At 75.1% G+C, this 25,905-nt stretch carries 19 protein-coding genes; 7 read left to right on the forward strand and 12 right to left on the reverse strand.

Annotation, left to right across the window (positions count from 1 at the left end; genetic code table 11):
* Positions 1 to 108 precede the first annotated feature (108 nt).
* Together K5O09_RS12150 and K5O09_RS12155 are read left to right on the forward strand one after the other, a co-directional pair.
* Positions 109 to 1,158: a LacI family DNA-binding transcriptional regulator gene (locus K5O09_RS12150; protein WP_222169789.1), complete on the forward strand. Its 1,050-nt coding sequence runs from the start codon at positions 109 to 111 to the stop codon at positions 1,156 to 1,158.
* Between the two features lie 107 nt (positions 1,159 to 1,265).
* Positions 1,266 to 3,023: a glycoside hydrolase family 13 protein gene (locus tag K5O09_RS12155; protein WP_222169790.1), complete on the forward strand. Its 1,758-nt coding sequence runs from the start codon at positions 1,266 to 1,268 to the stop codon at positions 3,021 to 3,023.
* 391 nt (positions 3,024 to 3,414) lie between these two features.
* Here the strand turns inward: K5O09_RS12155 and dusB are convergent, their stop codons facing one another.
* Positions 3,415 to 4,605, reverse strand: a complete 1,191-nt coding sequence (dusB, locus tag K5O09_RS12160) for a tRNA dihydrouridine synthase DusB (RefSeq protein WP_222169791.1) — start codon at positions 4,603 to 4,605, stop codon at positions 3,415 to 3,417.
* 248 nt (positions 4,606 to 4,853) lie between these two features.
* On the opposite strand from dusB, the gene K5O09_RS12165 reads away from it, so the two are divergent.
* Positions 4,854 to 6,122 carry a YibE/F family protein gene (locus K5O09_RS12165; RefSeq protein ID WP_255595365.1) on the forward strand — a complete coding sequence of 423 codons (1,269 nt, stop codon included), beginning with the start codon at positions 4,854 to 4,856 and terminating at the stop codon, positions 6,120 to 6,122.
* 113 nt (positions 6,123 to 6,235) lie between these two features.
* On the opposite strand, the gene K5O09_RS12170 is transcribed toward K5O09_RS12165, so the two are convergent.
* Together K5O09_RS12170 and K5O09_RS12175 are read right to left on the reverse strand one after the other, a co-directional pair.
* Complete coding sequence (locus K5O09_RS12170) at positions 6,236 to 7,525, reverse strand: YibE/F family protein (RefSeq protein WP_222169792.1); 1,290 nt, start codon at positions 7,523 to 7,525, stop codon at positions 6,236 to 6,238.
* A gap of 9 nt (positions 7,526 to 7,534) precedes the next feature.
* The gene (locus tag K5O09_RS12175; protein WP_222169793.1) at positions 7,535 to 8,920 is read right to left on the reverse strand and encodes a glycine--tRNA ligase; all 1,386 of its coding nucleotides are present in this window, start codon (positions 8,918 to 8,920) and stop codon (positions 7,535 to 7,537) included.
* Positions 8,921 to 9,057: 137 nt separating this feature from the next.
* On the opposite strand from K5O09_RS12175, the gene K5O09_RS12180 reads away from it, so the two are divergent.
* Genes K5O09_RS12180 through K5O09_RS12190 form a run of 3 tightly spaced genes read left to right on the forward strand, consistent with a single transcriptional unit; the run spans position 9,058 to position 11,833 of the window.
* Positions 9,058 to 10,029: a metal ABC transporter substrate-binding protein gene (locus tag K5O09_RS12180; RefSeq protein WP_370635442.1), complete on the forward strand. Its 972-nt coding sequence runs from the start codon at positions 9,058 to 9,060 to the stop codon at positions 10,027 to 10,029.
* Positions 10,026 to 10,901, forward strand: coding sequence for a metal ABC transporter ATP-binding protein (locus K5O09_RS12185; protein WP_222169795.1), 876 nt, complete (start codon positions 10,026 to 10,028; stop codon positions 10,899 to 10,901). The genes K5O09_RS12180 and K5O09_RS12185 overlap by 4 nt, the downstream gene beginning before the upstream one ends.
* Positions 10,902 to 10,924: 23 nt before the next feature.
* Complete coding sequence (locus K5O09_RS12190) at positions 10,925 to 11,833, forward strand: metal ABC transporter permease (RefSeq protein ID WP_222172763.1); 909 nt, start codon at positions 10,925 to 10,927, stop codon at positions 11,831 to 11,833.
* Positions 11,834 to 11,978: 145 nt separating this feature from the next.
* Here K5O09_RS12190 and K5O09_RS12195 read toward each other — a convergent pair whose 3' ends face one another.
* Positions 11,979 to 12,893, reverse strand: a complete 915-nt coding sequence (locus K5O09_RS12195) for a PRD domain-containing protein (protein WP_222169796.1) — start codon at positions 12,891 to 12,893, stop codon at positions 11,979 to 11,981.
* A gap of 152 nt (positions 12,894 to 13,045) precedes the next feature.
* Entirely contained in the window at positions 13,046 to 15,136 is a 2,091-nt protein-coding gene (locus tag K5O09_RS12200) for a glucose PTS transporter subunit IIA (protein ID WP_222169797.1), read from the reverse strand.
* Positions 15,137 to 15,342: 206 nt separating this feature from the next.
* Here K5O09_RS12200 and K5O09_RS12205 point away from each other — a divergent pair, with 206 nt between their 5' ends.
* Positions 15,343 to 15,990, forward strand: coding sequence for a DedA family protein (locus tag K5O09_RS12205; RefSeq protein ID WP_222169798.1), 648 nt, complete (start codon positions 15,343 to 15,345; stop codon positions 15,988 to 15,990).
* Between the two features lie 29 nt (positions 15,991 to 16,019).
* Here K5O09_RS12205 and K5O09_RS12210 read toward each other — a convergent pair whose 3' ends face one another.
* From K5O09_RS12210 to K5O09_RS12240, 7 genes are all read right to left on the reverse strand, one after another.
* Positions 16,020 to 16,376 (reverse strand): VOC family protein, encoded by a 357-nt coding sequence (locus tag K5O09_RS12210; protein WP_255595367.1) that lies wholly within the window; start codon positions 16,374 to 16,376, stop codon positions 16,020 to 16,022.
* A gap of 69 nt (positions 16,377 to 16,445) precedes the next feature.
* Positions 16,446 to 17,222, reverse strand: coding sequence for an isoprenyl transferase (locus K5O09_RS12215; RefSeq protein ID WP_222169799.1), 777 nt, complete (start codon positions 17,220 to 17,222; stop codon positions 16,446 to 16,448).
* Positions 17,222 to 17,953 (reverse strand): DNA repair protein RecO, encoded by a 732-nt coding sequence (gene recO / locus K5O09_RS12220; protein ID WP_222169800.1) that lies wholly within the window; start codon positions 17,951 to 17,953, stop codon positions 17,222 to 17,224. Before recO ends, K5O09_RS12215 begins: the two co-directional genes overlap by 1 nt.
* Positions 17,954 to 18,413: 460 nt before the next feature.
* Positions 18,414 to 20,183, reverse strand: a complete 1,770-nt coding sequence (gene leuA / locus K5O09_RS12225) for a 2-isopropylmalate synthase (RefSeq protein ID WP_222169801.1) — start codon at positions 20,181 to 20,183, stop codon at positions 18,414 to 18,416.
* A gap of 174 nt (positions 20,184 to 20,357) precedes the next feature.
* Positions 20,358 to 21,782 carry a PQQ-binding-like beta-propeller repeat protein gene (locus K5O09_RS12230; protein WP_222169802.1) on the reverse strand — a complete coding sequence of 475 codons (1,425 nt, stop codon included), beginning with the start codon at positions 21,780 to 21,782 and terminating at the stop codon, positions 20,358 to 20,360.
* Positions 21,783 to 21,817: 35 nt separating this feature from the next.
* Entirely contained in the window at positions 21,818 to 23,437 is a 1,620-nt protein-coding gene (locus K5O09_RS12235; RefSeq protein ID WP_222169803.1) for an RDD family protein, read from the reverse strand.
* Positions 23,434 to 25,800 (reverse strand): transglutaminase domain-containing protein, encoded by a 2,367-nt coding sequence (locus K5O09_RS12240; RefSeq protein ID WP_255595368.1) that lies wholly within the window; start codon positions 25,798 to 25,800, stop codon positions 23,434 to 23,436. The genes K5O09_RS12235 and K5O09_RS12240 overlap by 4 nt, the downstream gene beginning before the upstream one ends.
* Between the last annotated feature and the right edge of the window lie 105 nt (positions 25,801 to 25,905).

Genomic DNA, 25,905 nt, shown 5'->3' on the forward strand with positions numbered 1-25,905 from the left:
CCTTGCAGCAAGTTTCAGCACGTGCGTACAGTGACGACCGCCCGCACCGAGGACGGCGCCGGCCCGGGCTCAGCCCTGCACGTGAACCACCCAGGACGAGGAGGCCCGGTGTCCCTTACGCTCGCCACCGTGCGCACCCGCCTGACGGACCTCGCCGACCAGGCGGGGGTCTCCACCGCGACGGTCTCGCGCGTCCTCAACGGGAAGTCCGGCGTGTCGACCCAGGCGCGGGAGGCGGTCCTCGCCGCCCTCGACGTGCTCGGGTACGAGCGGCCCGAGAAGCTCCGGACACGCTCGAGCGGCCTCGTCGGCCTCGTCGTTCCCGAGCTGTCCAACCCGGTGTTCCCTGCCATGGCGCAGTCCGTCGAGTCGATGCTCACGCGCCGCGGGTACACGCCCCTGCTCTGCACGCAGTCCCCCGGCGGCACCACCGAGGACCACTACGTCGAGATCCTCCTGGACCACGACGTGGCCGGCATCGTGTTCGTCTCCGGCCTGCACGCGGACACCACGGCCTCGACCGAGCGCTACCACGCGCTACGGGGCCGCGGCCTGCCGATCGTGCTGGTCAACGGACGCGCCGCCGACGTGGACGCCCCCGCCGTCGCCACCGACGACGCGGTGGCCGTCGACCAGGCGTTCACCCACCTGCTCGCGCTCGGGCACCGGTCCATCGGCCTGGCCACCGGACCCACCCGGTTCGTCCCGGCACGACGCAAGCACGCGCGGTTCGCCGAGCTGCTGCGCGACCGGCTCGGGATCGAGGACCCGTCCGGTCACGTCGTCGCCACGCTGTTCACCGTCGAGGGCGGCGTCCAGGCTGCGCACGAGCTGCTCGACTCCGGGCACACCGCGATCATCTGCGGGTCCGACCTCATGGCCCTGGGCGCCATCCGCGCCGCACGGTCCCGGGGCCTGGACGTGCCCGGGGACGTGTCGGTGGTCGGCTACGACGACTCGCCCCTCATCGGGTTCACCGACCCGCCGCTCACGACCGTCCGGCAGCCGGTGCAGGCCATGGCCCAGGCCGCCGTCCAGGCGCTCATGAGCGAGATCGCCGGCACGCCCGCCCCCCGGGCCGAGCTGCTGATCCACCCCGAGCTGATCGTCCGGGGATCCACCGGCGCCGCGCCGCGCGAGCCCGGCGCGAGCGCCTGACCGCACGACCCGACCGCCCCGCCCTGCCCCCGCGGCCGGAGCACCCCGCGCCGACCCGCACCCCGTCCCCGCACACCGCACCCGCCCGCGACCCCGAAGGCACCGCCGTGACCGCTGTCCTCCCCCAGGCCCTGACCGCCCCCGCCGTGGTCCACCACCCCGACGCCGCCGACGGCCCCTGGTGGCGTGACGCCGTGATCTACCAGGTGTACCCGCGCTCGTTCGCCGACGGGAACGGTGACGGCATCGGCGACCTGCCGGGCATCACCGCGCGCCTCGGCCACCTCGCCGCCCTCGGCGTCGACGCGGTGTGGCTGTCGCCGTTCTACCGCTCCCCGCAGGCGGACGCCGGCTACGACGTCGCCGACTACCGGGACGTCGACCCGCTGTTCGGCACGCTCGCCGACTTCGACGCGCTGCTCGCCCGCGCGCACGACCTCGGGCTGCGCGTCGTCGTCGACCTCGTGCCGAACCACACCTCCGACGAGCACGCCTGGTTCGCCGAGGCGCTGCGCACGCCTCCCGGGTCGCCCGAGCGCGCGCGGTACCTGTTCCGCGACGGGCGCGGTCCGGACGGTTCCCTGCCGCCCAACAACTGGGACTCCATCTTCGGCGGCCCCGCCTGGACGCGGCTCACCCCCGAGCAGCACGGCGTCGACGACGGCCAGTGGTACCTGCACCTCTTCGACTCCAAGCAGCCGGACCTCGACTGGACGAACCCGGAGGTCCGCGCGGAGTTCGAGGACGTGCTGCGGTTCTGGCTGGACCGCGGGGTCGACGGCTTCCGCGTCGACGTCGCGCACGGCATGGTCAAGGCCGACGGGCTGCCCGACTGGGACGGGCACGTGTCGATGATCGAGGGCAGCGACGACGGGGACGCCGCGGACCCCGCCGACGCCGTCAGCGGCTCCGGCAACCAGGGCCCGATGTTCGACCAGGACGGCGTGCACGAGATCTACCGCTCCTGGCGGGCGGTCCTCGACGAGTACGACGGCGACCGGATGCTCGTCGCCGAGGCCTGGGTCGAGCCGCTGTCCCGCCTGGCCCGGTACGTCCGGCCCGACGAGATGCACCAGGCGTTCAACTTCGCGTTCCTGGCCACCGGGTGGGACGCGCCGGCGCTGCGCCGGGTCATCGCGGCGTCGTACGCCGTGAACGACTCGGTCGGCGCCCCCACCACGTGGGTCCTGTCCAACCACGACGTCGTGCGGCACCACTCCCGCCTCGGCCTGCCGGACCCCACCTCGCGGCCCAACGGGATCGGCGCCGCGGACGAGCAGCCGGACGAGGAGCTCGGCCTGCGGCGCGGCCGGGCGGCGACCCTGCTGCTGCTCGGGCTGCCCGGCTCGGCGTACCTGTACCAGGGCGAGGAGCTCGGCCTGCCCGAGCACACGGCGCTCGACGACGCGCTGCGGCAGGACCCGGCGTACTTCCGGACGGGCGGCGCCGAGCTCGGCCGGGACGGCTGCCGCGTGCCGCTGCCGTGGTCCGCGCAGGAGCCAGGGTTCGGGTACTCGGCCACCGGCGACACCTGGCTGCCGCAGCCCGCGTCGTGGGCGGCGTACGCGGCGGATGCCCAGGACGGCGTCCCGGGGTCCACGCTCGAGCTGTACCGGGCGGCGCTGCGCCTGCGTCGCGCGGAGGGCCTCGGGACGGGCGGGGCGGCGTGGGAGCCGGCGTACGACGGCCAGGACCACGTGATCGCGGTGCGCAACGGGGACGTGCTCGTCGTCGCGAACCTCGGCTCGGCCCCGGTGCCCCTGCCGGACGGCGCCGAGCTGCTGCTCGCCTCGGGCCTGCCGGGCGACGCCCCGGCGGGCGCTGAGCTCCCCGCGGACACGACCGTCTGGCTCCGCACCCGCTGACCGCCCGCGCGCTCGCGCCCGCGCGCTACCTGCGCCCGCGCGCAACCTGCGTGCTCGCGCAACCTGCGCCCGCGCGCAACCTGCGTGCTCGCGCACCCGCCCGCGCGCTCGCACCCACGCGCAGACCCACCGAGAGTCCAGGACACGCCGATCGATCGCGCGCGGATCCGGGCGTGTCCTGGCCTCTCGACCCGGACCGCGGTCCGGATCGCCCTGCAACTGCGGCCGCAGCGCAGTGCCGGCACGCGCCCACACGCGCAGACCCGCCGAGAGTCCAGGACACGCCGATCGATCGCGCGCGGATCCGGGCGTGTCCTGGACTCTCGGCGGACTCGACAGCGCGCGGGCGGGCGGGTGCGCGGGTGCGCGCGGGGCTCGGGTCGCGGGCGGGTCAGCCGCCGGAGACGCTCAGCTCGGCCTCGTGCAGGGCGCGGCGGAACTCCTCGGACAGCTCGCGGGAGTCCAGCCAGCCGTCCGGGAGGTGCGGGCGCTTCGGGGTGCCGGCCCGGCCGCGCTGGCCCTCGGCGGCCTCCCCGGGGTACGGCTGGTCGAGGTCGAGCGCCGCCAGCCGGTCGTCCAGCTCCGCGAGGGACGACACCAGCCCGAGCGCCGCCCGCTGCTCGCCGCCCACCACGTAGCCCTTCCAGTACCAGGCCATGTGCTTGCGCAGCTCGCGGAGCGCCTTCCCCTCGTCGCCGAAGTGCTCGACCATCAGCTCGGCGTGCCGACGGATCACCTGCGCCACGTACCGCGCGCCCGGCCGGATGCGCTCCGGCGCTCCGGCGAACGCCGCTGCGAGGTCCGCGAACAGCCACGGGCGCCCCTGGCAGCCGCGCCCGACGACCACGCCGTCGCACCCCGTCCGCCGCACCATCTCCAGCGCGTCCTCGGCGGACCAGATGTCCCCGTTGCCGAGCACCGGGATGTCGGTCACGGTCTCCTTGAGGCGGGCGATCGCCTCCCAGTCCGCGGTGCCGGAGTAGTACTGCTCGGCCGTGCGCGCGTGCAGCGCCACGGCCGCCACGCCGAGGTCCTGGGCGACCAGGCCGGCCTCCAGGTACGTCAGGTGGTCGTCGTCGATGCCCTTGCGCATCTTCACGGTCACCGGGACGCCGTAGGGGCGGGCCGCGTCGACGGCGGCGCGCAGGATCGACTCGAACAGCCCTCGCTTCCACGGCAGGGCCGACCCGCCGCCACGCCGCGTGACCTTCGGCACCGGGCACCCGAAGTTGAGGTCCACGTGGTCGGCGCGGTCCTCCGACGCGATGAGGTGCACCGCCGCACCGACGGTCGCGGGGTCGACGCCGTACACCTGCACGGAGCGCGGTCGCTCGTCCGGGGCGTGCGAGATGATGCGCATCGACTCCTCGCCGCGCTCGACCAGCGCGCGCGACGTCACCATCTCCGCGACGTACAACCCCGCGCCCGACTCCCGGCACAGCCGCCGGAACGCCGCGTTCGTGACGCCCGCCATCGGGGCGAGCACCACGGGGGTGTCGACCGACAGCGGCCCGATGCGCAGCGGGGGCAGCACGGGGCGGTCGGTCGCGGGCGCGGCCGGGGCGACGGGAACAGCGGTCATGCGTCGATTGTCCCCCAGCTCCCGCGCCGCACGCGCGGGGCGGACGCGGCGAGCAGGTGCGCGGAGCCGTACGCACGCGCACGACAGGCGGGTCGGCCGTGCAAGCGCAGAGGGCGGGTCCGTCGGACGTGCGCGCGGCCGAGCGGGGCGCGAGCCGAGCCCGCGCAGGCCGGGCACCGGGGCGTGGGCGGGGCCGCCGCCGGGCGCATGCCGGGTGCGCGCCGGGCGGACCCGGCAGAATCGCCTCCGTGCCGACCCCCACCGCGCTGCGCACCCGTCGTCTGATCGCCGCGATCCTGCTGCCGCTCGTGCTCGCCGCGGCTGTCGGCGTGGCGCTGACCTGGCCGCACGGCGAGATCGACAGCGGCCGCACGATCAGTGCCGTCGACATCGACTACCCCACCGCCACCGTCACGGGCACGTCCGCCGAGCAGTGCGAAGGCACCGTCGAGGACCGGCAGCCGGACGGCACGATCCCGGCCGAGGTCCCGTGTCTGCGGGTGTCCGCGACGGTCACCAGCGGCCCCGAGCGTGGGCGGGACGTCGAGGTGTGGGCCACCGCGTCGACCACCGCCGCGGACGTCCCCGCGGGGACACGCATCCTCGTCGAGCACTACCCCGCGTCGGGCTCCGACCCCGAGGTCTGGGCGTGGCACGACTTCGACCGCACCCTGCCGCTCGTGACGATCGCGCTGGTGTTCGCCCTGGCGATCATCCTCGTCGCGCGCAGCCGCGGGCTCCGGGCGCTGATCGGGCTGCTGATCGCGTTCGCGGTCATCGGCGTGTACGTGCTGCCCGCGCTGGTCCGCGGTGAGAACCCCGTGGTGGTGGCGCTGAGCGCGTCGACGCTCATCATGGTCGTCGTCCTGTACCTCGCCCACGGATTGTCGCTCCGCACCTCGGCAGCACTGCTCGGCACGCTCGCGGGGCTCGCGGTCACGACCGCCCTCGGAGTCGTCGGGGCGCAGTGGGCGCGGCTGTCGGGTGTCAGCACCGAGGACTCCTACCGGCTCGCGCAGCTGCTCGGTGAGAGCGGCGCGACGTCCCTGCGCGGGCTGTTCCTGTGCGGGCTCGTGCTGGCCGGTCTGGGCGTGCTCAACGACGTCACCATCACGCAGGCGTCGGCCGTCTGGGAGCTGCGCGCCGCGTCCCCCGCGGCCACCCGGTCGGAGCTGTTCCGCGGCGGGATGCGGATCGGCCGGGACCACATCGCGTCCACCGTCTACACGATCGCGTTCGCGTACACCGGCGCGGCGCTGCCCGTGCTGCTGCTGCTCGAGCTCTACCAGCTGCCGCTCGGGCCGACGCTGACCAGCGGGGAGTTCGCCGAGGAGATCGTCCGCACGATGGTCGGCTCGATCGGCCTCGTGCTCGCGATCCCGCTCACGACCGCCATCGCGGCGCTGGTGGTCACGCGGTCCGGCGCGGCGCCGGCCCGGCACGCGGCACCCGACGGGCACGCGCACGCCCACGTCCACACGGTCGCCGAGGTCGACACCCCGGGCCGTACGGGCTGACCGCGCCCGCGCCGGACCGAGCCTGCCCGAGCCCGTCGGCGTCGCAGCAGATGCGGGGTTCTGGCCGTGCAAGCCCACACCTGCTGCACCCTCGTGCGGGGACGCGGGCCCGGTCAGGGCAGAGCGGGGCCGGTCCCCTCGCGCGCGGGTGAGGCGGGTCGGGTCGGGTCCGGCACGGTCGGATCCGGCACGGTCGGGTCCGGCACCGTCGACTCCGGCACGGTCGGGTCCGGCACCGTCGAGGTCGGCGCGGTCGGGTCCGGCACCGCGGGGCCCGGGACCAGCGCCGTGGCCACGGCCGTCGTCAGCGGGATCGCGAGCACCAGCCCGATCGAGCCGACCATCGTCCGGACGACCTCCTCCGCGATCTCGCCGGACGTCAGCGAGTCGAGCAGCGTCCGGTCCGACATCGCGACCAGCAGCACGAGCGGCAGCGCCGCCCCGAGGTACGCGAACGCCACCGTGTAGACCGTGGACGCGATGTGGTCGCGGCCGATCCGCATCCCGCCGGCGAACAGCTCGCGCCGGGACGCCGTGGGCGACACCGCGCGCAGCTCCCAGACCGCCGACGCCTGCGTGATGGTGACGTCGTTGAGCACGCCGAGCCCGGCCAGCACCATGCCGCACAGCAGGATGCCGCGCAGGCTCGCGTCGGGGGCGAGCGACAGCAGGTCGAGCGCGTGCTCGCCGCTCAGCCCGGTGAGGTGGGTCGCCCCGGTGGCCCACGCCGCGAGCAGGCCGGTCGCGAGCAGTCCGCCGAGCGTGCCCAGCAGCGCGACCGAGGTGCGCACGGACACCCCGTGGGCGAGGTACAGCAGCACGTACAGCAGCGCCGCGGCGGTGACGAGCGCGACCGGCAGCGCCGGCTTCCCGACCAGCAGCGCGGGGACGGTGAACCCGAGCACGCCGGCGACCGACACGGCCAGCCCGAGCAGCGCGCCGACGCCGCGCAGCCGGGCGACCGCGAGCACGAGGACGACGAGCACCGCCGCGAGCAGGGCCATCGGCGGGCCCCGTACGAGGTCGACGAAGACGTAGGGCGCCGCGCCGGTCGCCTGCGGCAGCGCGAGCACGCGGATGCGGTCGCCCGCGCTCACGACGTCGAGGTACTCGGGCGCGACCTGGACCGTGACGGTCTCCCCCGCCGCGGTCTCGGCGAGCAGCGCCGGCCCGGTCTGCGCGTCCGCGAGCAGGTCGGTGTCCGTGACCGTCACGACCTGGTACGACGAGCCCTCCGGCGTGGTGTCGAGCACGGGGGTCGCGGTGCGCGGCCACAGCCACGCCAGCCCGGCGAGCGTCGCGGCCGCGGCGACCGCCAGCAGCACGACGACCACCACACGGGCCCGCCGCCCGACCCGGAGGTCGGGGACGTCACCGCCCGCGTGGTGGCCGTGGGTGTGCACGCGCGGGGCTCAGGCCCCGACGAGCCGCTGCGCGAGGTAGCCGGTCACCTGGTCCAGCGCGACCCGCTCCTGCGTCATGTCGTCGCGGTGCCGGATCGTGACGGCCTGGTCCTCGAGCGTGTCGAAGTCCACCGTGATGCAGAACGGGGTGCCGATCTCGTCCTGGCGGCGGTACCGGCGGCCGATGGCGCCGGCGTCGTCGAAGTCGACGTTCCACGACCGGCGCAGCTCGGCGGCGAGGTCGCGGGCCTTCGGCGACAGGGCCTCGTTGCGGGAGAGCGGCAGCACCGCGGCCTTCACGGGGGCGAGGCGCGGGTCGAGGCGCAGCACGGTGCGCTTGTCGACGCCGCCCTTCGCATTCGGCGCCTCGTCCTCGTGGTACGACTCGACGAGGAACGCCATGAGCGACCGGGTCAGGCCCGCGGCCGGCTCGATGACGTACGGCACCCAGCGCTCGTCCTTCGTCTGGTCGAAGTACGACAGGTCCTGGCCGGAGTGCTTCGAGTGCGTCGACAGATCGAAGTCGGTGCGGTTCGCGATGCCCTCGAGCTCGCCCCACTCCGAGCCGCTGAAGCCGAAGCGGTACTCGATGTCGACGGTGCGCTTGGAGTAGTGCGAGAGCTTCTCGGCCGGGTGCTCGTAGTGCCGCAGGTTCTCGCGCGAGATCCCCAGGTCCACGTACCAGTCGGTGCGCTGGTCGATCCAGTACTGGTGCCAGGTCTCGTCCGTGCCGGGCTCGACGAAGAACTCCATCTCCATCTGCTCGAACTCGCGCGTGCGGAAGATGAAGTTGCCGGGGGTGATCTCGTTGCGGAACGACTTGCCGATCTGGCCGATGCCGAACGGCGGCTTCTTGCGGGCCGTGGTCAGCACGTTGGCGAAGTTCACGAAGATGCCCTGGGCGGTCTCGGGCCGCAGGTAGTGCAGGCCGGACTCGTCCTCGACGGGGCCGAGGTAGGTCTTGAGCATCATGTTGAAGTCGCGCGGCTCGGTCCACTGGCCGCGGGTGCCGCAGTTCGGGCAGGCGATCTCGGCGAGGCCGCCCTCGGGCGCGCGGCCCTTCTTCTCCTCGAACTCCTCGATCATCTGGTCCTCGCGGAACCGCTTGTGGCACGAGAGGCACTCGGTGAGCGGGTCGGTGAAGACGCCGACGTGGCCGGAGGCGACCCACACCTGGCGCGGCAGGATGACGGCGGAGTCGAGGCCCACGACGTCGTCGCGGCCCTGCACGACCGTGCGCCACCACTGCTTCTTGATGTTCTCCTTGAGCTCGACGCCGAGCGGCCCGTAGTCCCACGCGGAGCGGGAGCCGCCGTAGATCTCCCCGCTCTGGAAGACGAAGCCGCGCCGCTTGGCGAGGGAGACGACGGAGTCGAGACGGGAGGGTGCTGCCACGGTGAGTGCTCCTGGTGCCGGGGGTCGCCGCGCCTGGGTGACGCGGGAGGGTGATCGCGAGCAAGGCTACCGGGCGGCACCCGCACCCGGGGCGTCGTGTTTTGACACTCGTTCTCAACACAGCGAGAATGGCTCTCATGTCCACTCGTCGCCGCGCCCTCTCGGCCCTCGTCCCCGCCGCCGCAGCGGCGCTCGTGCTGTCCGCCTGCTCGTCGGGCGGCGGCGACGGCTCCGGCGGGTCGGGCGGCGACGACGGCGTCCAGGTGCTCGCGTCCTTCTACCCGCTGCAGTACGTCGCCGAGCAGGTGGGCGGCGAGCTGGTGTCCGTCGACTCGCTGACCCCGCCCGGGGCGGAGCCGCACGACCTCGAGCTCTCCCCCGCGCAGGTCGACCAGGTCGGGCGCGCGGACCTCGTGGTGTACCTCTCGCAGTTCCAGGCCGCCGTCGACGAGGCCGTCGAGGCGAACCCGCCGGGTCACGTCGTCGACGCCGCGCAGGACACCGAGCTGCACGCCGCCGAGCACGACGAGGACGGCGAGGAGCACGCGGACGACGAGCACGGCGACGAGCACGGCGAGGAGCACGACCACGGCTCCCTCGACCCGCACTTCTGGCTGGACCCCAGCCGGCTGCCCGCCGTGGCCGACGACGTCGCCGCGCAGCTCGGCGAGCTCGACCCCGACCACGCGGACGAGTTCGAGGCGAACGCCCGCACGTTCGCGCAGGCCATGACCGACCTGGACGACGAGTACGCCGCCGGGCTCGCCACCTGCGAGAGCCGCACCATCGTCACCACGCACGAGGCGTTCTCGTACCTCGCGGACCGCTACGACCTCGAGCAGGTCGGCATCTCCGGCGTCGACCCCGAGGGCGAGCCGTCGCCGGCGCGCCTGGCCGAGGTGGGCGACGTGGTGCGCGCCGAGGGCGTGACGACGATCTTCTTCGAGACCCTCGCGAGCCCGAAGGTCGCCGAGACGCTCGCCGACGAGCTGGGCGTCGAGACCGCCGTGCTGGACCCGCTCGAGGGCCTCACGGACGACACGCAGGACTACGTCTCCGTCGCCAAGACCAACCTGGAGACGCTGCGTACGGCACTCTCGTGCGCATGACCGACGCACCGGACCGTCCCGCCGGCCCCCCGGCGACCCCGGCCGACCCGGCAGCGCGGACCGGCGGCGCGCCCGCACCGACCGGCGCCGTGCCCGCCGTGCCCGCCGTCTCCGCCAGCGGGGTCGACGTGGTCCTCGGGGGCCAGCCGATCCTGTCCGGCGTGGGGCTGCGCGTCGAGCGCGGCGAGGTCGTCGCGCTGCTGGGCGCGAACGGCTCCGGCAAGTCCACGCTGGTCCGGGCGCTGCTCGGCATCGTCCCGCGCACCGCCGGCGAGGTCCACCTGCTCGGGGCACCGCTCGGTCCGGGCGTGCCGTGGGAGCGCGTCGGCTACGTGCCGCAGCGGCTGCCGGTCGGCGCAGGCGTCCCCGCGACCGCGCTCGAGGTCGCGATGTCCGGCCTCGTGCACGGGCGCCGGCTCCGCCCGCCCCACGACGCCCGTCGCCGTGCACTGGCCGCCCTGGACGAGGTCGGCATGGCGGCGCACGCGCGCCGGTCGGTGCTCCAGATGTCCGGCGGGCAGCAGCAGCGGGTGCTGATCGCGCGCGCCCTGGTGCGCGACCCCGAGCTGCTGGTGCTGGACGAGCCGACCTCCGGCATCGACCTGCCGACGCAGGAGACGTTCGTCGCCACGGTGCGCGAGCGGCAGCGCGCCGGCGGGACCGTCCTCGTCATCCTGCACGAGCTCGGGGCGTTCGCGGACCTGATCGACCGCGCCGTCGCCCTCCGCCACGGCAGGGTCGTCTACGACGGCCCCCCGCCGACCGCACGCGGCGAGCACGCCGGCGCCGGCCACCAGCACACCCACCCGCACGCCGACCCGCCGCCGCCCGAGGCCGGGTCGACCGGGCTGTCGATGGAGGTCCTCCCGTGACCTGGTTCGAGACCCTCGGGTCGATGCTGTCGTCCCCGCTCATGCAGCGCGCCCTGCTCGCGGCGGTCCTGGTCGGGGCCGCCGCTCCGGTCGTGGGGACGTTCCTGGTGCAACGGCGCCTTGCGCTGATGGGCGACGGCATCGGGCACGTCGCCCTGACCGGTGTCGCGCTGGGCTGGCTCGTCGGCACCTGGGCGGGGCTGGTGCCGCAGGACACGCTGGCCGTCCCCGGCGCTGTCGTCGCGGCGATCATCGGCTCGGTCGTCATCGAGTGGGTGCGCGCCCGCGGCCGCACCTCAGGCGACCTGGCGCTCGCGCTCATGTTCTACGGCGGCATCGCCGGCGGCGTGCTGCTCATCAAGCTCGCCGGCGGCACCAACGCCAACCTGGTGTCCTACCTGTTCGGATCCATCTCGACCGTCTCGACCGGGGACCTCTGGTGGACCGTGGGCCTGGCCGTCGGGGTGCTCGCGGTCGGCCTCGGACTGCGGCACGTGCTCTTCGCCGTCAGCCACGACGAGGAGTTCGCGCGCGGCTCCGGTCTGCCCGTGACCGCGCTCAACATGGTGGTCGCGACGATGTCCGCGCTCACCGTCACGATCGCGATGCGCGTCGTCGGGCTGCTGCTCGTGTCGGCGCTCATGATCGTCCCCGTCGCCGTCGCGCAGCTCCTCGCCGGGTCGTTCGCCCGGACGATGACCGTGGCCAGCGGGATCGGGGTCGGCGTCAGCATCGTCGGGCTGTCCATCACGTACTGGGAGGACATCCCGCCGGGCGCAACGATCGTGCTCCTCGCCATCGGCCTGTACGCGCTGGTCGCGGTCACCCGCCCGCTGCTGCGCCCGCGGCAGTCCGATGCGCCGCACCACGACCCGCACCCCGAGCTGCCGGACGACGTCGAACTGCCTGTCGCCGGTGCGGAGCGCTGCTAGGGCGGAGCGCTGCTAGGGCGGAGCGCTGCCAGCGGAGCGCTGCTAGGGCGGAGCGCTGCCAGCGGAGCGCTGCTGGGGCGGAGCGCTGCTAGGGCGGAGCGCTGCCGGCGGAGCGCTCGCCGGCGGAGCCCCACGAGGGGGGGCGCTACGCCCCGACGACCGCCTCGCCGGGTCCTCCGGCGGTCGCACCGTGCGCGTCGTCCGGGCGCGCGTCGTCCTGGGTACGGGAGTCCTGCGCGATGCGCGCGACGTGCAGCGCGAGGTACGAGACCTCGTCCTCGGTGAGTCCGGCCTGCAGGCGCAGCTCCACCAGCCGCGCGAGGCGGTCCGCGGTCTCGGACGCCTCCGGGTAGGTCCGGCGGATCGCGTCACCGACCTCCGAGTGGCGGCGGTCATCGAGCTGGCGACGCTGGTGGATCCGGACGAACAGGTAGCGCAGGTGCGTGACGAACCGGCCGACGCTCACGCTGCCGGGGACCAGGTCGACGCCGTACGCCCCGGCCACCACGTCGAGGAACTGCTGGATCAGCCCCGTCATCGTGTAGCTGTACGACAGGTCCCCGGTCGCGAACCCGGCGTTGACGAGGTGCAGCGCCAGGCCGACCGCCTCCGTCGGGGGCAGCGGCGTGGCGACCCGGGCGTTGACCGCCGCGAGCAGCGCGGTGGCCTGCTCGTGCTCCTCGGCGTAGAGGTTGGTCACCTCCGCCAGCAGCGGGTACTCGACCGCCTGTCCCTGCTCCGCTCGGCGCAGGGCGAAGCCGATGTGGTCCGCCATCGCGACGACCAGCGCCGGCTTCGCCGCGAGCCGGTCGAGGCCGACCTCGGCGAGCGCCTCCCCCACGAGCTGCACGTGCTCCGGCGGGATGCCGGCCAGCAACCCGGCCAGGTGGTCCGGGTCACGCCCGTCGTCCGGACGGAACACGCGCACCACCCGGTCCTCGGCGACCCGGTCCCCCGGCTTCGCCTGGAACCCCAGGCCGCGGCCCGTGAGGATCACCTCGGCGCCACGGTCGTCGCGCGCGAGCACCAGGTTGTTGTTGAACACGCGCAGGACGTCCACGGCGTCGCTCCTGAGTCGAGGTCGGGCTGCTGGGGTGGGTGCTGCGGGGTGCGGCGGGAGCTGCGGACGGGCGGCCGCGGCGGACGGCGCCGCACCCCGGCCCGCGAGGGGCCGGACGCCGCGCCGTCCGCCGCCGGGTGGTGCGGTCAGGATCAGGGCTGCACGTCGACGACCGTGTCGCCCGGGACGACGCTACCCGCCGGACGCGGCGACACCGAGGTCAGCGCCCGCGAGTTGAGCACCGTCACGACCGTCGTGGTGTCGAAGCCCGCGGCACGGACCGCGTCGAGGTCCACGGTCACGAGTCGGTCGCCGACCGCGACGTGCTGGCCCTTCACGACCGCGACCGCGAAGCCCTCGCCCGCCATCCGGACCGTGTCGATGCCGACGTGCACGAGCACCTCGACGCCGTCGGCCGTCTTGATCCCGAAGGCGTGCCCGGTGTCCGCGACCGTCACGAGCTCCCCGGCGACCGGGGCGACGACCTCGCCGGACGTCGGCACCACGCCGACGCCCTCACCGAGAGCCTGCGAGGCGAACACCGGGTCCGCGACCTGCGCGAGGGGCACCAGCTCGCCGGCGACGGGCGAGGCCACGACCGTGGTCGGGGCGGACGCCGGCGCCACCGCGGCGGGGGCGGCGGCCGGAGCGGCGGCCGTGGCGGTCGCCACCGGGGAGGCGGACGGCGACGCGGCGGCCGGCGACGTGGCAGCAGGGGCGGCGCCGGGGGCGGCGGCCTCGAGCGCGAGGTCGGCCTCCGCCTGGGCGCGGGCCGCGGCGGCCTCGGCTCGCTGCTCCGGAGTGCGGTAGTCGGACACGATCACCAGCACCATCGACACCGCGAACGCCGCGGCGACGGCGATCGCGTACACCGGCATCGGGTCGAACACCGGGATGGTGAGCAGCGAGGTGAACGCGAACGCCTGGGTGTCGACGCCACCGAGCACGCCGATGATGACACCGCCCACGAGGCAGCCGACGAGCATGCGCGGGTAGATGCGCTTGAACCGCAGGTGGATGCCGTACAGCGACGGCTCGGAGATGCCGCCGAGCAGACCCGCGGCGAGCGCGCCCGTGGCCGTCTGCCGCATCTGCACGTCCTTGTCCCGCACCGCGAGCACGAGCACGCCGGCGGTGGCGCCGAAGCAGGCGAAGTTCCACGCGCCCATGGGGCCCTGGATGAAGTCGTAGCCGAGGGTGTTGAGATTGACCAGCATCAGCGCGTTCAGCGGCCAGTGCAGGCCCAGCGGCACCAGGAACGGGTAGATCAGCGGGATCACGATGGCGAACACGATCGGCGCGTTGCCGTTCAGCCACGCCAGGCCGTCTCCCAGCCCCGACCCCAGCCAGATGCCCAGCGGGCCCAGCAGGAACGCCGTGACCGGGATCATCACGACCATCGACAGGAACGGCACGAAGACCATCTGGATGTTCTCCGGGAACACCCGCTTCAGTCCGCGGTACAGCGGCGCGAGCACCGCGACCATGATGAGCGGCACGAAGACCTGGCCGCCGTAGTCGTTGAGCTGCATCGGCAGCCCGAAGACGTCCGCCACGCAGGCCGTCGTGCCGAGCGTCGCGTTGGTGGTGCAGACGGTCGACGCGGCGTCCGTCAGGCTGAGGAAGTTCGGCGTCATGACCGCGGCCATGACGGTGGCGCCGAGCCAGGGGTCGACCTGCAGCTTCTTCGCGGCGTTGTACGCCACCATGATCGGCAGGAAGTAGAACACCGCCCGCCACATCGCGTCGACGAACACCCAGGTGGCCGGCTTGTCGGCAGCGCGGAAGTCCACGACGCCGAGCGCGTCGAGCACCGCCGCGAACGCGATGATCAGGGACGCGCCCAGCAGCACGCCGAGCAGCGGGCGGAACGAGTCCGACAGGTACTCGAACACCGCGTCCAGCCACGCGACCTTGCCGCGCGCCTTCGACCGCGCCGCGGCCTTCACGTCCGCGTCGGACTGCCGGGCCGCGCCGACGCCGGCCATCTCCGGCAGGTGCATGATCTGCGTGTACACGGTCTGCACCGCGCCGCCGATGACGACCTGGTAGCGGTCGCCGGACTGCGGCACCGCGCCCATCACGCCGGGGATCCGCTCCACGGTCGGCTGGTCGACCACGGAGGCGTCGCGCAGCTCGAAGCGCAGCCGGGTGGCGCAGTGGGTGAGGCTGAGGACGTTCGACGGTCCTCCGACCGCCGCGATGATCTCCTCGGCCCTGTCGCGCGTCGTCGCGGACGTCATCTGGGACTCCCTCGTTGGAAACGTCCACCGGCGTCCGGGCACAAAAAAAGACCCGGGACGCATCTCTGCGACCCAGGTCTTGCCCCGCGACGGTGGCGGGTAACAATCCTGTGGATGAGCGAAAGCTCGGCGAGGACAGTAGCACGCGCCCACCGGTGCGGGATCCCGGACGAACGTCCCGAGGCCGCCCCCGTAGACTCCCGGGGGTGACGGACGTGGCTGCGGCGTACGGGATGGCGGGGCGCCCGCTGTGGTTCGTGTTCGCCGCCCTGTTCGTCATCGTGATGGCGCGCTCGCACCTGTTCTACTGGCTCGGGCGGGGCGTGTACTCCGGCGCCGCGCACCTCGCGGACCAGGCGGCGCCCGGTGCGCCCGCCGCTGACGCCACCGCCGCTGACACCGGCCCGGCCGCTGCCGAGGACGACGCCCGCCGCGGCGCGGCCCTGCGCGCCCGGGCCCGGCGGCTCGTGCGGACCCGCACCGCGCGGCGCGGGCTCGCCCTGGTGCACCGCTGGGGTCCGCTCGCCGTGACCTTCGCCTACGTGACCGTCGGGGTGCAGACCGCGGTGTTCGTCGGCGCAGGGCTGCTGCGGATGCCGTACCTGCGCTTCGTCGTCGCGTCCGTCCCCGGGAGCGTCGCCTGGTCGGCGATCTGGGGCACGGTCGGGCTCGGCGTCGTGTGGGGAGCCGTGGGGCTGGCGGCGCGCTCCCCCTGGGCGCTGGCGGGTGTCGTCGCCCTCGTCGCGGTCGTCGTCGCGGTCGCCGTGCGTCGGCACCGGTCCGGCCGGCGGAACGCGTCCGGCGAGCCGGCGGCGACGGACCTGCCGGCGGACCGCACCTCACGCGTCGCCTGACGCCCCCGCGCCCCGTCGCAGCCTCGCCGTCAGGCGCCGTCCTCCTGGGCCAGGCAGAACTGGTTGCCGTCCGGGTCGGCCAGCACCGTCCACGTGAACCCGTGCTCCGCCCGCTCGGCGACGAGGGTCGCGCCGTCGGCGAGGAGCTCCTGCGCCGTGGCGGTGCGGTCCGGCACGTGCAGGTCCAGGTGCAGCCGGTTCTTGCCCGGAGTCGGATCCGCCACGCGCTGGAACGCCAGCGTCGGACCGGAGTCGGACGTCACGATCACGAACCAGCCGCCCGAGTCGTCCCGCACCGTCCCGCCCGTGTGCCGCGCCCACCAGCCCGCCAGCGACACCGCGTCGGTCGTGTCGAAGGTGATCATGCCCACTGCCATCGCGCTCATGACCCCAACGTAGGGCCGGGCACCGACACGCGGGCGCGGTCCGCTCCCTGCGTCCGCGCAGGTCGGGCCTCAGGCCGGCGCGGGCGCGTCCACGGCGCCGCCGTAGCGGCGGTCGCGCCGGGCGTACGTCTCGATCGCCCGCCACAGGTGGCGCCGGTCGACGTCCGGCCACGGCTCGTCCAGGAACACGAGCTCCGCGTACGCCGCCTGCCAGATCATGAAGTTCGACGTGCGCTGCTCCCCCGACGACCGCAGGAACAGGTCGACGTCGGGGAGGTCCGGCTCGTCGAGGTACCGCTGGACCGTCTTCTCGCTGACCTTGTCCGCGCGCAGCCGGCCCGCCGCGACGTCCTGCGCGATCGCCTTCGCGGCGTCCGCGATCTCCGCCCGCCCGCCGTAGTTCACGCACATCGTGAGCGTGCAGGTCGTGTTGCCCGCGGTCAGGCGCTCGGCCTCCTCGAGCTCCGAGATCACCGACCGCCACAGCCGCGGCCGGCGACCCGCCCAGCGCACCCGCACGCCCCAGTCGTTCATCACGTCGCGGCGGCGGCGCAGGACGTCACGGTTGAAGCCCATGAGGAACCGCACCTCCTCCGGCGACCGCGACCAGTTCTCCGTCGAGAACGCGTAGGCCGACACGTGCGTCACGCCGATCTCGATGGCGCCGGCGACGACGTCCAGCAGGGACGCCTCCCCCGCGGCGTGCCCGGCCGTGCGGGGCAGACCGCGCGCGTTCGCCCACCGGCCGTTGCCGTCCATGACGATCGCGACGTGCTTCGGGACGAGCTCCTTCGGCAGCACGGGCGGGCGGGCGCCGCTGGGGTGCGGCGGCGGTGGGACCGGCATCAGATCCTCTCGACCATCGGCAGCGAGCGCAGCGTGCGCTCCAGGTGGAACTGGGAGTACGCGGACACCAGCCCGTTGCCCTCCTTGCGGTGCCGCTCGGCGGACGCCTCGGCCACGGGCCAGTCGCCGGCGAGCAGCGCGGCGAGCAGGCTCAACGTCTCCGGCGCCGGTGCGGTCGCCCCCGGCGGGCGGCAGGACAGGCAGACGGCACCGCCCTGCGCGACCGCGAACGAGTGGTGCGGGCCGGGCCGGCCGCAGCGCGCGCAGTCGGTGAACGACGGCGCCCACCCCGCGATCGCGAGCGCGCGCAGCAGGTACGAGTCCAGCACGAGCCCCGGCGCGTGCTCGCGCGAGGCCAGGGACCGCACGGCACCGACCAGCAGCCAGTACTGCTGCAGCGACGGCTCCCGCTCCGCCTCGACCAGCCGCTCGGCGGTCTCGAGCATCACGGTTCCCGCGGTGTACAGGGCGTAGTCCTCGCAAACCGGCCGGCCGTAGGCGCCGAGCGTCTCGACCTGCGTCACGACGTCGAGGTTCCGGCCCGTGCTGAGCTGCACGTCGACGTGCATGAACGGCTCGAGCCGCGACCCGAACCGGGACGTGGTGCGCCGGACCCCCTTCGCGACCGCGCGCACCTTGCCGTGGGTGCGGGTCAGCAGGGTGACGATCCGGTCCGCCTCCCCGAGCTTGTGGGTGCGCAGCACGATCGCCTCGTCGCGGTAGAGGCTCACGTCCCCATTGTCCCCCGCCGCGCCCCCGTTCGCGTGCTGCCCGCGCCGCCCGCCCGCGCACCCTGCACCGAGCGCCCCCGTCCCCCACACGTCCCGAGCCTCCGGCCGTTCGGATCCCCTCGCGCCGACACGCCTGGCGCGCCTGGTCGTTCGGATCCCTCCGCCCGTGCACCCCCGACACCCGGCCGCCCGCCACACCCGACTGCCCGGCCCGCCGCTCTCCGGTGGTCCGTCGTTCGGATCCGTTCGCACCGACACGCCCGGCGAGTCCGGTCGTTCGGATCCGAACGACCGGGGTGGGAGTCGATGTGGGCGCGGCCCCGGCCGAGCGCGGGACCGCTCCAGACCGGACGCGGCGACGCCCGGCCCCGCACCGGCGCGCGGGTGGCGCGGTGGGCGGGACCGGGCGCGGGGGCCGGTCAGGGGTGGCGCCGGCCCCCGTCGTGGGGCCCGCGCCGGGTCAGGCGGGGGCGGACGCGCGCTCGGCGCGGTTCACCGCGGACACGATGGCCTTGAGCGACGCGGTCGTGATGGACGGGTCGATGCCGACGCCCCAGAGGGTCTGGTCGCCGACCGCGCACTCCACGTACGCGGCGGCGGTCGCGTCGCCACCGGCGGACAGGGCGTGCTCGGCGTAGTCGAGCACCTGGACGCGCACGCCGACCTGCCCGAGCGCCGCGACGAACGCCGCGATCGGCCCGTTGCCGGACGCCTCGACGGTGCGGTCGACGCCGCCGTCCACGAGGTCCACCGCAAGCGTGTCCGGGCCCTCCTCGCCGCTGGTGGTGCGGGTGCCGCGCAGCGCGAACCGGCCCCACGGCGCGAGGTCGGAGCCCGGCTCGACGGGCAGGTACTCGTCGGTGAAGATCCGCCACAGCTCGTCCGCGGTGACCTCGCTGCCGTTCGCGTCGGTGAACCGCTGGACCACCTGCGAGAACTCGATCTGCAGGCGGCGCGGCAGGTCCAGGTCGCGCTCGGACTTCATCAGGTAGCTGATGCCGCCCTTCCCGGACTGCGAGTTGACGCGGATGATCGCCTCGTACGACCGGCCGACGTCCTTCGGGTCGATCGGCAGGTACGGCACGGCCCAGACGAGGTCGTCCACGCCCTTGCCCTCGGCCGCGGCCCGCGCCTCCAGGGCGTCCAGGCCCTTCTTGATCGCGTCCTGGTGCGAGCCGGAGAACGCCGTGAACACCAGGTCGCCGCCGTAGGGGTGCCGCTCGGGCACGACCATCTGGTTGCAGTGCTCGACGACCCGCCGGATGTGGTCGATGCCGCCGCCGACGGCGAAGTCGATCTCCGGGTCGACGCCCTGGCTGAACAGGTTCATGCCGAGCGTGACCAGGCAGACGTTGCCGGTGCGCTCGCCGTTGCCGAACAGGCAGCCCTCGATGCGGTCGGCGCCGGCCAGGTAGCCCAGCTCGGCGGCGGCGACGGCGGTGCCGCGGTCGTTGTGCGGGTGCAGCGACAGCACGACGTGCTCGCGGTACCGCAGGTTCCGGCCCATCCACTCGATGGAGTCCGCGTAGACGTTGGGCGTGGCCATCTCGACGGTCGCCGGCAGGTTGATGATCACCGGCTTGTCGGCCGTCGGCTCGAACACGTCGAGCACGGCGTTGCAGATGCGCGCCGCGAACTCCAGCTCGGTACCGGTGTACGACTCGGGGCTGTACTCGTAGAACACCTCGGTGCCCGGGACGCTCTCCTCGTACTTCTTGCACAGCCGGGCGCCGGAGACGGCGATGTCGACGATGCCGTCCTCGTCGGACCGGAACACGACCTCGCGCTGCAGGACCGACGTCGAGTTGTACAGGTGCACGATGGCCTGCTTCGCGCCGGCGATCGCCTCGTACGTCCGCTCGATCAGGTGCTCGCGGGACTGCGTCAGCACCTGGATGACGACGTCGTCGGGGATGCGGCCCTCGTCGATGAGCATCCGCACGAAGTCGAAGTCCGTCTGCGAGGCGGACGGGAAGCCGACCTCGATCTCCTTGTAGCCCATCTCGACGAGCAGCTCGAACATCGCCAGCTTGCGGGCGGCGTTCATCGGCTCGATCAGGGCCTGGTTGCCGTCGCGCAGGTCGACGGCGCACCAGCGCGGGGCCTTCGTGATCTGCTTCGTCGGCCAGGTCCGGTCCGGCAGATCGACACGGATCTGGTCGGCGAACGGGCGGTACTTGTGCACCGGCATGCCGGAGGGCTGCTGGGGGTTGCTGTCGTGGTAGCTCATCGGAGGTCCTTCGCGTCGCGGGTGCTGCGGGTCAGCCGGCGCACCGAACACCGCGACGAGGATCCGGCCTAGAGGGCCTCGTCGCGGCGGCGAAGGAGGAGGGTGCGGAGCGAGAGCACATCTGCACTGTACCCCCGCCCGTCGGGCGGACCGCAAGCGCTCAGCATCCGGACGTCACTGCAGCAGCAGGATCTCGTCGCGCGTCCGGAGCACCAGGTGGCCGCCGACCTCGGTGACCGCCCGCACGCCGTCGGGCACCGGCAGGCTCCACTCCAGGGCCCCGTCGGCCAGCCGCCGCGCCTCGATCGTCGGCGTCCCGGAGCCCGTCCGGCCGGCCGACAGGACGAGGCGCCCGTCGGTGAGCGGCGCCCACCACATGAGCGTCCGGCCGGGCGTCTGCCACAGCACGTCGCCCGTGCGGACGTCCGCCACCTGGTAGCCGTCCACACCCACCAGGACGAGCTTGCCGTCGACGCGCAGCCGCACCGCCCGGTACGTGTCGAGCCGCCACAGCTCGTCGCCGTCCGGCAACGACCGGCCGACGACGCTGCCGCCGCTGTCCAAGACGAGCACGTCGGGCGGCTGCTGGTCCGTGGCCGTGAACGACGGGAAGAGCGCCGACGACCGGAACAGCTCCGCGCCGCTCCGGTCCCGCACGGTGCCGCCCTGACCGCTCGACCAGGTGCCGAAGACGCCCTGCGCGAGGGCGCCGATCGTGTACCACTGCGGTGTCCCGGTGGTGATGACGGAGCCGTCCGCGGCGTCCAGCACGGAGGCGGACCACCCCTGCACCAGCACGAACGCGTCGTCCACCCGGAGCTCCGAGCCCGAGACGATGCCGGACCGCAGCCGCAGCGGCTCGTCGCCCCGGTACCACCAGCGCAGGTGGCCGCCCTCGGCGGAGTAGCGGGCGACCTGCGGGTGACCGTCCGGCGCGATGCTCAGCACCACGACGTCGTCCGCCAGCCGCTCGACCGCCGCCAGCCGCCCCACCAGCGTGGACGTGCTGAGCACCGCACCGGTCGCCGCGTCGAGCGCGGACACCCGCGCCCAGCGCTCGTCCGGTGCGGGGAAGGGCACCGTCGAGGGGCGCGCGGGGTCCGTCGGCACGACGGGCGGCTCCACCACGCACACGACGACGGCACTCGTCCCGTCGCGGTCCGGCAGGCACCCCGTGAGCGGCCGGGTGCCGGCCACGGGGCCGAGGTCCTGGTCCCAGCGGCGTCCGCCGGTCGCGACGTCCCAGGCGGTCACCCGGAAGCGGCCCTCGCGCACGGACGTGCCGAGCAGCACCCCGTCTGCGGCGAGCAGGTCGTCGGAGCGCGGCACCGGCGCGTGCCACCGCGTCCACGGCGGGTCGTCCACCGGGTGGAGCATGCCGGCCGCTGCCCGAGGACGGGCCGGGTAGCCGCCCGCCGCCAGCCCCGCGCCCACCGCGCCGCCGGCCACGAGCATCACCGTGAGCGACACGACCGCCCACCGTCGGAGGGGCGTCCGGCTCCGGCCCGGCCGTGCCGTGCGGCGGTGCCGTCCCGCGAGGGCCACGGGGTCCCGGGCCGCACCCGTCCCCCCGACGTCGACCAGCTCGACGTCCTGCATCGTCGCACGAGACCGCGCGCGGCCTATGCGTCACTCTAGGCGCGCAGCCCCACGGACAGCGAGAGGTCGCCGAACGCCACCAGCGAGCCGTCGGTCAACCGGACGCGGCGGTCCGGCAGGCACACGATGCGCTGCCCGTCCGCCAGCGTGACGAGGGTGCCGTTGGTGGAGCCGCGGTCCACGACCCAGGCCCCGTGGTCGTCGGCCCCGAGCATGAGGTGCGTCTTGGACACCGACCGGCCCGGGTCGCTCACGGGCGCCACCCGGACGCCCGGCTGCGGCTCGGGGTTGCGACCGACCAGCAGGGGGACCTCCAGCCCGACGACCGTCCCGTCGGGCAGGCGGACGGCCCAGGAGCGCGGGGCGTCCGGCCCGGTCGACGGCGTCGCGGCCGGGAAGAGCTCGGGCGGCAGCGGAGGGACGGTCGGCAGCGGAGGGACGGTCGGCAGCGGAGGCACGGACGGGGACGGCGCGGCGGGCGAGGGCGGCGAGGGCCGCGTGGACAGCTCGGGCGGCGTGGACGCGGGCGACGCCGGCGCAGCCTCCGGCGACGGAGCCGACGGCGCGGCGGGCACGGCCCGCACGGGCGCCGCGGTCGGCAGCGGGGTGCGAGGCTCCGGGTGCGCAGCAGGAACGCCGTGCCCACGCGGCTCCCCGTGCCCGGGCGGCGCATCCGGGTGAGGCGGCGTCGGCACCGACGACCCGGCGCCGGCGGGGGCCGGGTCCGCCGATCTGCCGACCGCGGCGTGCCGTCCCGCGCGCCCGGCGCCACCCAGGACGGCGGGTCCACCGGGCACCGCACCGGCTGTCGGCACCGCCGGCACCGTCGGCATCTGCCGGGTGTCGAGGTCCGGGCCCGGGCCGGGCCTGCCGAGCGGAGGCAGGACGAGGCCCGGCACGTCGAGCTGCCTCTCCCCGGCCAGTGCAGCCCACCGGGTGCGCGCGGGGGCGTCCGGCTCGGGGGCACGTGCCGCGTCGAGCAGGTGGTCGGTGCCCCGGTCGGCGGGGGTCGCCGCGCCGGCCGGGTCCTCGGGGGCCGCGGGGGCCTCGGGTGCCTCGGGTGCCTCGGGCGTGGCCCACGGGACCTCGCGGGCCACGACGGGCTCGGTCGCCGGCCGGCGGACGGGCTCCCAGGACGCGACGCGCCGCGAGGCGGGCAGACCCCGGACGTCGACGACGACCGCATCGGCCACCCGGTCGTGCCAGCCGCGGTACCGACCGGTGCCGTCGAACAGCGGGCTGAGGAGCACGAGCAGCTGCCCGACCCCGCACGCGAGAGCCCCGAGCGCGACCACGAGCGACCGGACGAGCGCGCGCCCCAGCCCGAGCGGCCGGGCGCTGCGGACGTCGACCGTCCGCAGGCCGAGCAGGCGGCGCCCCACGGTCCACCCGCGCGTGCCGTGGCACACCCACTGGACGACACCCCACGCCAGCAGCAGCATCAGCCCGGCGGCGAGCAGCCCGCCCGGTGGCGCCGGTGGGGTCGCGTCCTGGCGGGCGGACGCGGTCACAGCGGGGACGGTGGCCGCCCACAGCGGAGCGGAGACCAGGGCGGTCAGCACGCCGTCGACCAGCGACGCCGTCACCCGGCGGCCGATCGGCGCCGGTGGTGCCCCGTGCACGGCGGGGACTCCGCCGCCGGAGGTGCTGCTCATCGTCCTGCTCCTGTGGTGCGTCGGGCTCGCCCGCCACGGGGGCGCAGCGAGCGGGTGGTCAGCCGGCCGCGCCAGCGCTGCCGGCGCGGGGTCGCGGCTCGCATGTGGTCGAGCGCACGGTCGACCTGCGCCCAGTAGTCGCGCGCGTCCGCGACGGACGGGTCGGCCGGCCCGAAGACGGCGGCGTCCGCCCGCTCCGCGAGCGCGACCACGGCGGCGCCGGCCTCGGCCCCGGCCGCGTTCGGCCCGGGAGCCGCAGCGCGTCCACGACGTGTCGGCACCGGGACCGCTGCGGTGAACGCCAGGTCGAGCGCCCGGGCGCCCTCGCGGCGGGTCGCGACCGGGTCGACGTCGCGCCGGAGGTCGGTCGCCAGGTCCAGCACCTCCTGCCAGCCCCCGACGACGCGGCGCAGCGGCACCGGGTCACGGCGACGGCGACGACGGCGGCGGGCCTTGAGCGCCGCGATGACGAGGAACGGCGACAGCAGCAGGAGCAGCCCGCCGGACCCCGCGGCGACGCCCAGCGCGATCCGCTGCCAGAGCGCCCAGCCGGACTCGTCGGCCGGGTCCTGCGTCTGGGGCTGCTCGGTGTCGTCCTGCGGCGGCTCCACCGGGTCGGGCGCCGGCGGCGGGGGCTGGGCGACCTGCGGCTCGGGGTCGGCCTGGCTGGTCTCGGTCTCGTCCTGCGGTGTCTGGCTCTCCGGCGGCGTGGGGTCGAACGGCACCCAGCCGTGACCCGCGAAGGCGATCTCCACCCACGCGTGGACGTCGGCCCCGGTGACCACCACGGGGTCGCCGGGGTCTGCGGCCGGCGCCTCGTCCGCCCCGGCGTCGCCGTCCTCGTCGGCGCCGGGGACGAAGCCCATGACGACGCGCGCGGGCAGGCCCAGCTCCCGGGCCATGAGCGCCATCGCGGACGCGTACTGCTCGTCGTCGCCGACCATGAGCTCGCCGTCGAGCAGCGTCGCGACCCGGTCGGCCCCGTGCCCGGAGAGCGACGGGTAGTCGCCCTGGTCCGTGCGGCCGTGGGAGAAGAACCCGTTCTCCGACAGCGTCCGTTCCAGCGCCCGGGCGACCTCGGCCGGCGTCTCCGCGTCCCGGACGGCGTCGGAGGCGGCCGCCACCACCGCGTCGGGCACCGCCTGCGGCTCGGGGAGGTCGAGGTCGCGGCCCGTGGCGGAGCCGAGAGCGGCATCGTCGGGCACGGCCGGCACGAGCGTGTCCAGCGTGTACGTCAGGCCGGTGTCGAGCCCGCCGGTCAGCACGGCCGCCCCGGTGGCGTCGTTGAACCGCAGCCGCGCCTGGTCCTCCTGGTCGGCGAACCGCACGGACACCGCGTCGCCGACCGTCGGCAGCCACACGCCGTCCAGCTGGTCGACCTGCACGCGCACCTGCACGCGGCTGCCGTCCCGGGAGTCCGCCTCCTCGGCCGCCCGGTCGCCGACCGTCTCGCCGACCCGCCGGAACTCGCCGGAGGCGCGGGACGAGCCGTCGCCCGCGACGTTCCAGACCACACCGTCGAACCGGTCGAACGTCGCGAGCCGCACCCGCGCGCCCTCGGGCAGCCCCGTCACCGTGAACAGGTCCACCGTGTCGTCGTCCTTGACGAACGCGCGGAACGCGGACAGCGGGCTGGCGTAGTCGCGGGGGTCGAACGGCGGCACGAGCTCGTCACGCAGCACGAAGCGGTCGCTCCTCCGGTCGACCACGGCGCCCGCGCCCAGGCCCGCCCCGGCGGCCACGGCGACGAGAGCGACGAGGGCGACCGGGCGCCGGGCACGGAGCCGCCCCGCGCGCCACGAGGCCCACAGGAGCAGGACGCCGGCGAGTGCCGTGCCGACCGCCGCCGGCGCGACCACCGTGTGCGTGCCGAGCAGCACCGCGACCGCCAGGCACACGGCGGGCAGGGCTGCCGCCGCCGGCGCAGCGCGACCGGTGCCGAGCGCGAGCCGGATCCCGACGGCGGTCGCGGTGAGCGCCAGCACGTACGGGGGCACCAGCAACCAGCCGGACCCGCCGAGCGGGGGCTGGAGCGTGAGGACGTCCTTCCACCCGAGGACCGACCCGCGCACCACCGCGACCGCGGACGCCGGCGTCGGCAGCAGACCCCCGACGGTCTCGCCGGGTGTCGCCAGCGGGCCGCCCGCGAGCACGGCGACGGCGAGCAGCACCGCGGCCGTGACCGGCGGCGACCACCGGGTCCACGCCGTCAGGACGCCGACGGCGGCACCGAGCAGCACGCCGCCCAGGACGGGCACGACCAGCGCCGACCCGCCGTAGACGGGCAGCAACGGTGTCAGCGCGGCAGCGGTCGCGACGGCGAGCACGAGCACGTCGGCGACGGCCGCCGCGCCGCGCGGCACGCCGCGCCGCCGTGCAGCCGCGGGACGCCCCGACCCGCGCGGACGCCGGGCCGGCCCACCGGGCGGACCCGGCGGGGGCCCGGGAGGCGTCACCGCCGCGGCGGT

Origin of the sequence: Cellulomonas sp. C5510, from assembly GCF_019797765.1 — a bacterium.
Lineage (GTDB): Bacteria > Actinomycetota > Actinomycetes > Actinomycetales > Cellulomonadaceae > Cellulomonas.

Excerpts from the sequence above, each read along its gene's own strand:
- dusB (WP_222169791.1), bottom strand. The coding sequence starts at position 4,605 with ATGACCGCTGTTCCCGTCGCCCCGGCCGCGCCCGCGACCGACCGCCCC.
- K5O09_RS12180 (WP_370635442.1), top strand. The coding sequence starts at position 9,058 with ATGTCCACTCGTCGCCGCGCCCTCTCGGCCCTCGTCCCCGCCGCCGCA.
- K5O09_RS12185 (WP_222169795.1), top strand. The coding sequence starts at position 10,026 with ATGACCGACGCACCGGACCGTCCCGCCGGCCCCCCGGCGACCCCGGCC.
- K5O09_RS12190 (WP_222172763.1), top strand. The coding sequence starts at position 10,925 with ATGCTGTCGTCCCCGCTCATGCAGCGCGCCCTGCTCGCGGCGGTCCTG.
- K5O09_RS12200 (WP_222169797.1), bottom strand. The coding sequence starts at position 15,136 with ATGACGTCCGCGACGACGCGCGACAGGGCCGAGGAGATCATCGCGGCG.
- K5O09_RS12210 (WP_255595367.1), bottom strand. The coding sequence starts at position 16,376 with ATGAGCGCGATGGCAGTGGGCATGATCACCTTCGACACGACCGACGCG.
- K5O09_RS12215 (WP_222169799.1), bottom strand. The coding sequence starts at position 17,222 with ATGCCGGTCCCACCGCCGCCGCACCCCAGCGGCGCCCGCCCGCCCGTG.
- leuA (WP_222169801.1), bottom strand. The coding sequence starts at position 20,183 with ATGAGCTACCACGACAGCAACCCCCAGCAGCCCTCCGGCATGCCGGTG.
- K5O09_RS12230 (WP_222169802.1), bottom strand. The coding sequence starts at position 21,782 with ATGCAGGACGTCGAGCTGGTCGACGTCGGGGGGACGGGTGCGGCCCGG.
- K5O09_RS12235 (WP_222169803.1), bottom strand. The coding sequence starts at position 23,437 with ATGAGCAGCACCTCCGGCGGCGGAGTCCCCGCCGTGCACGGGGCACCA.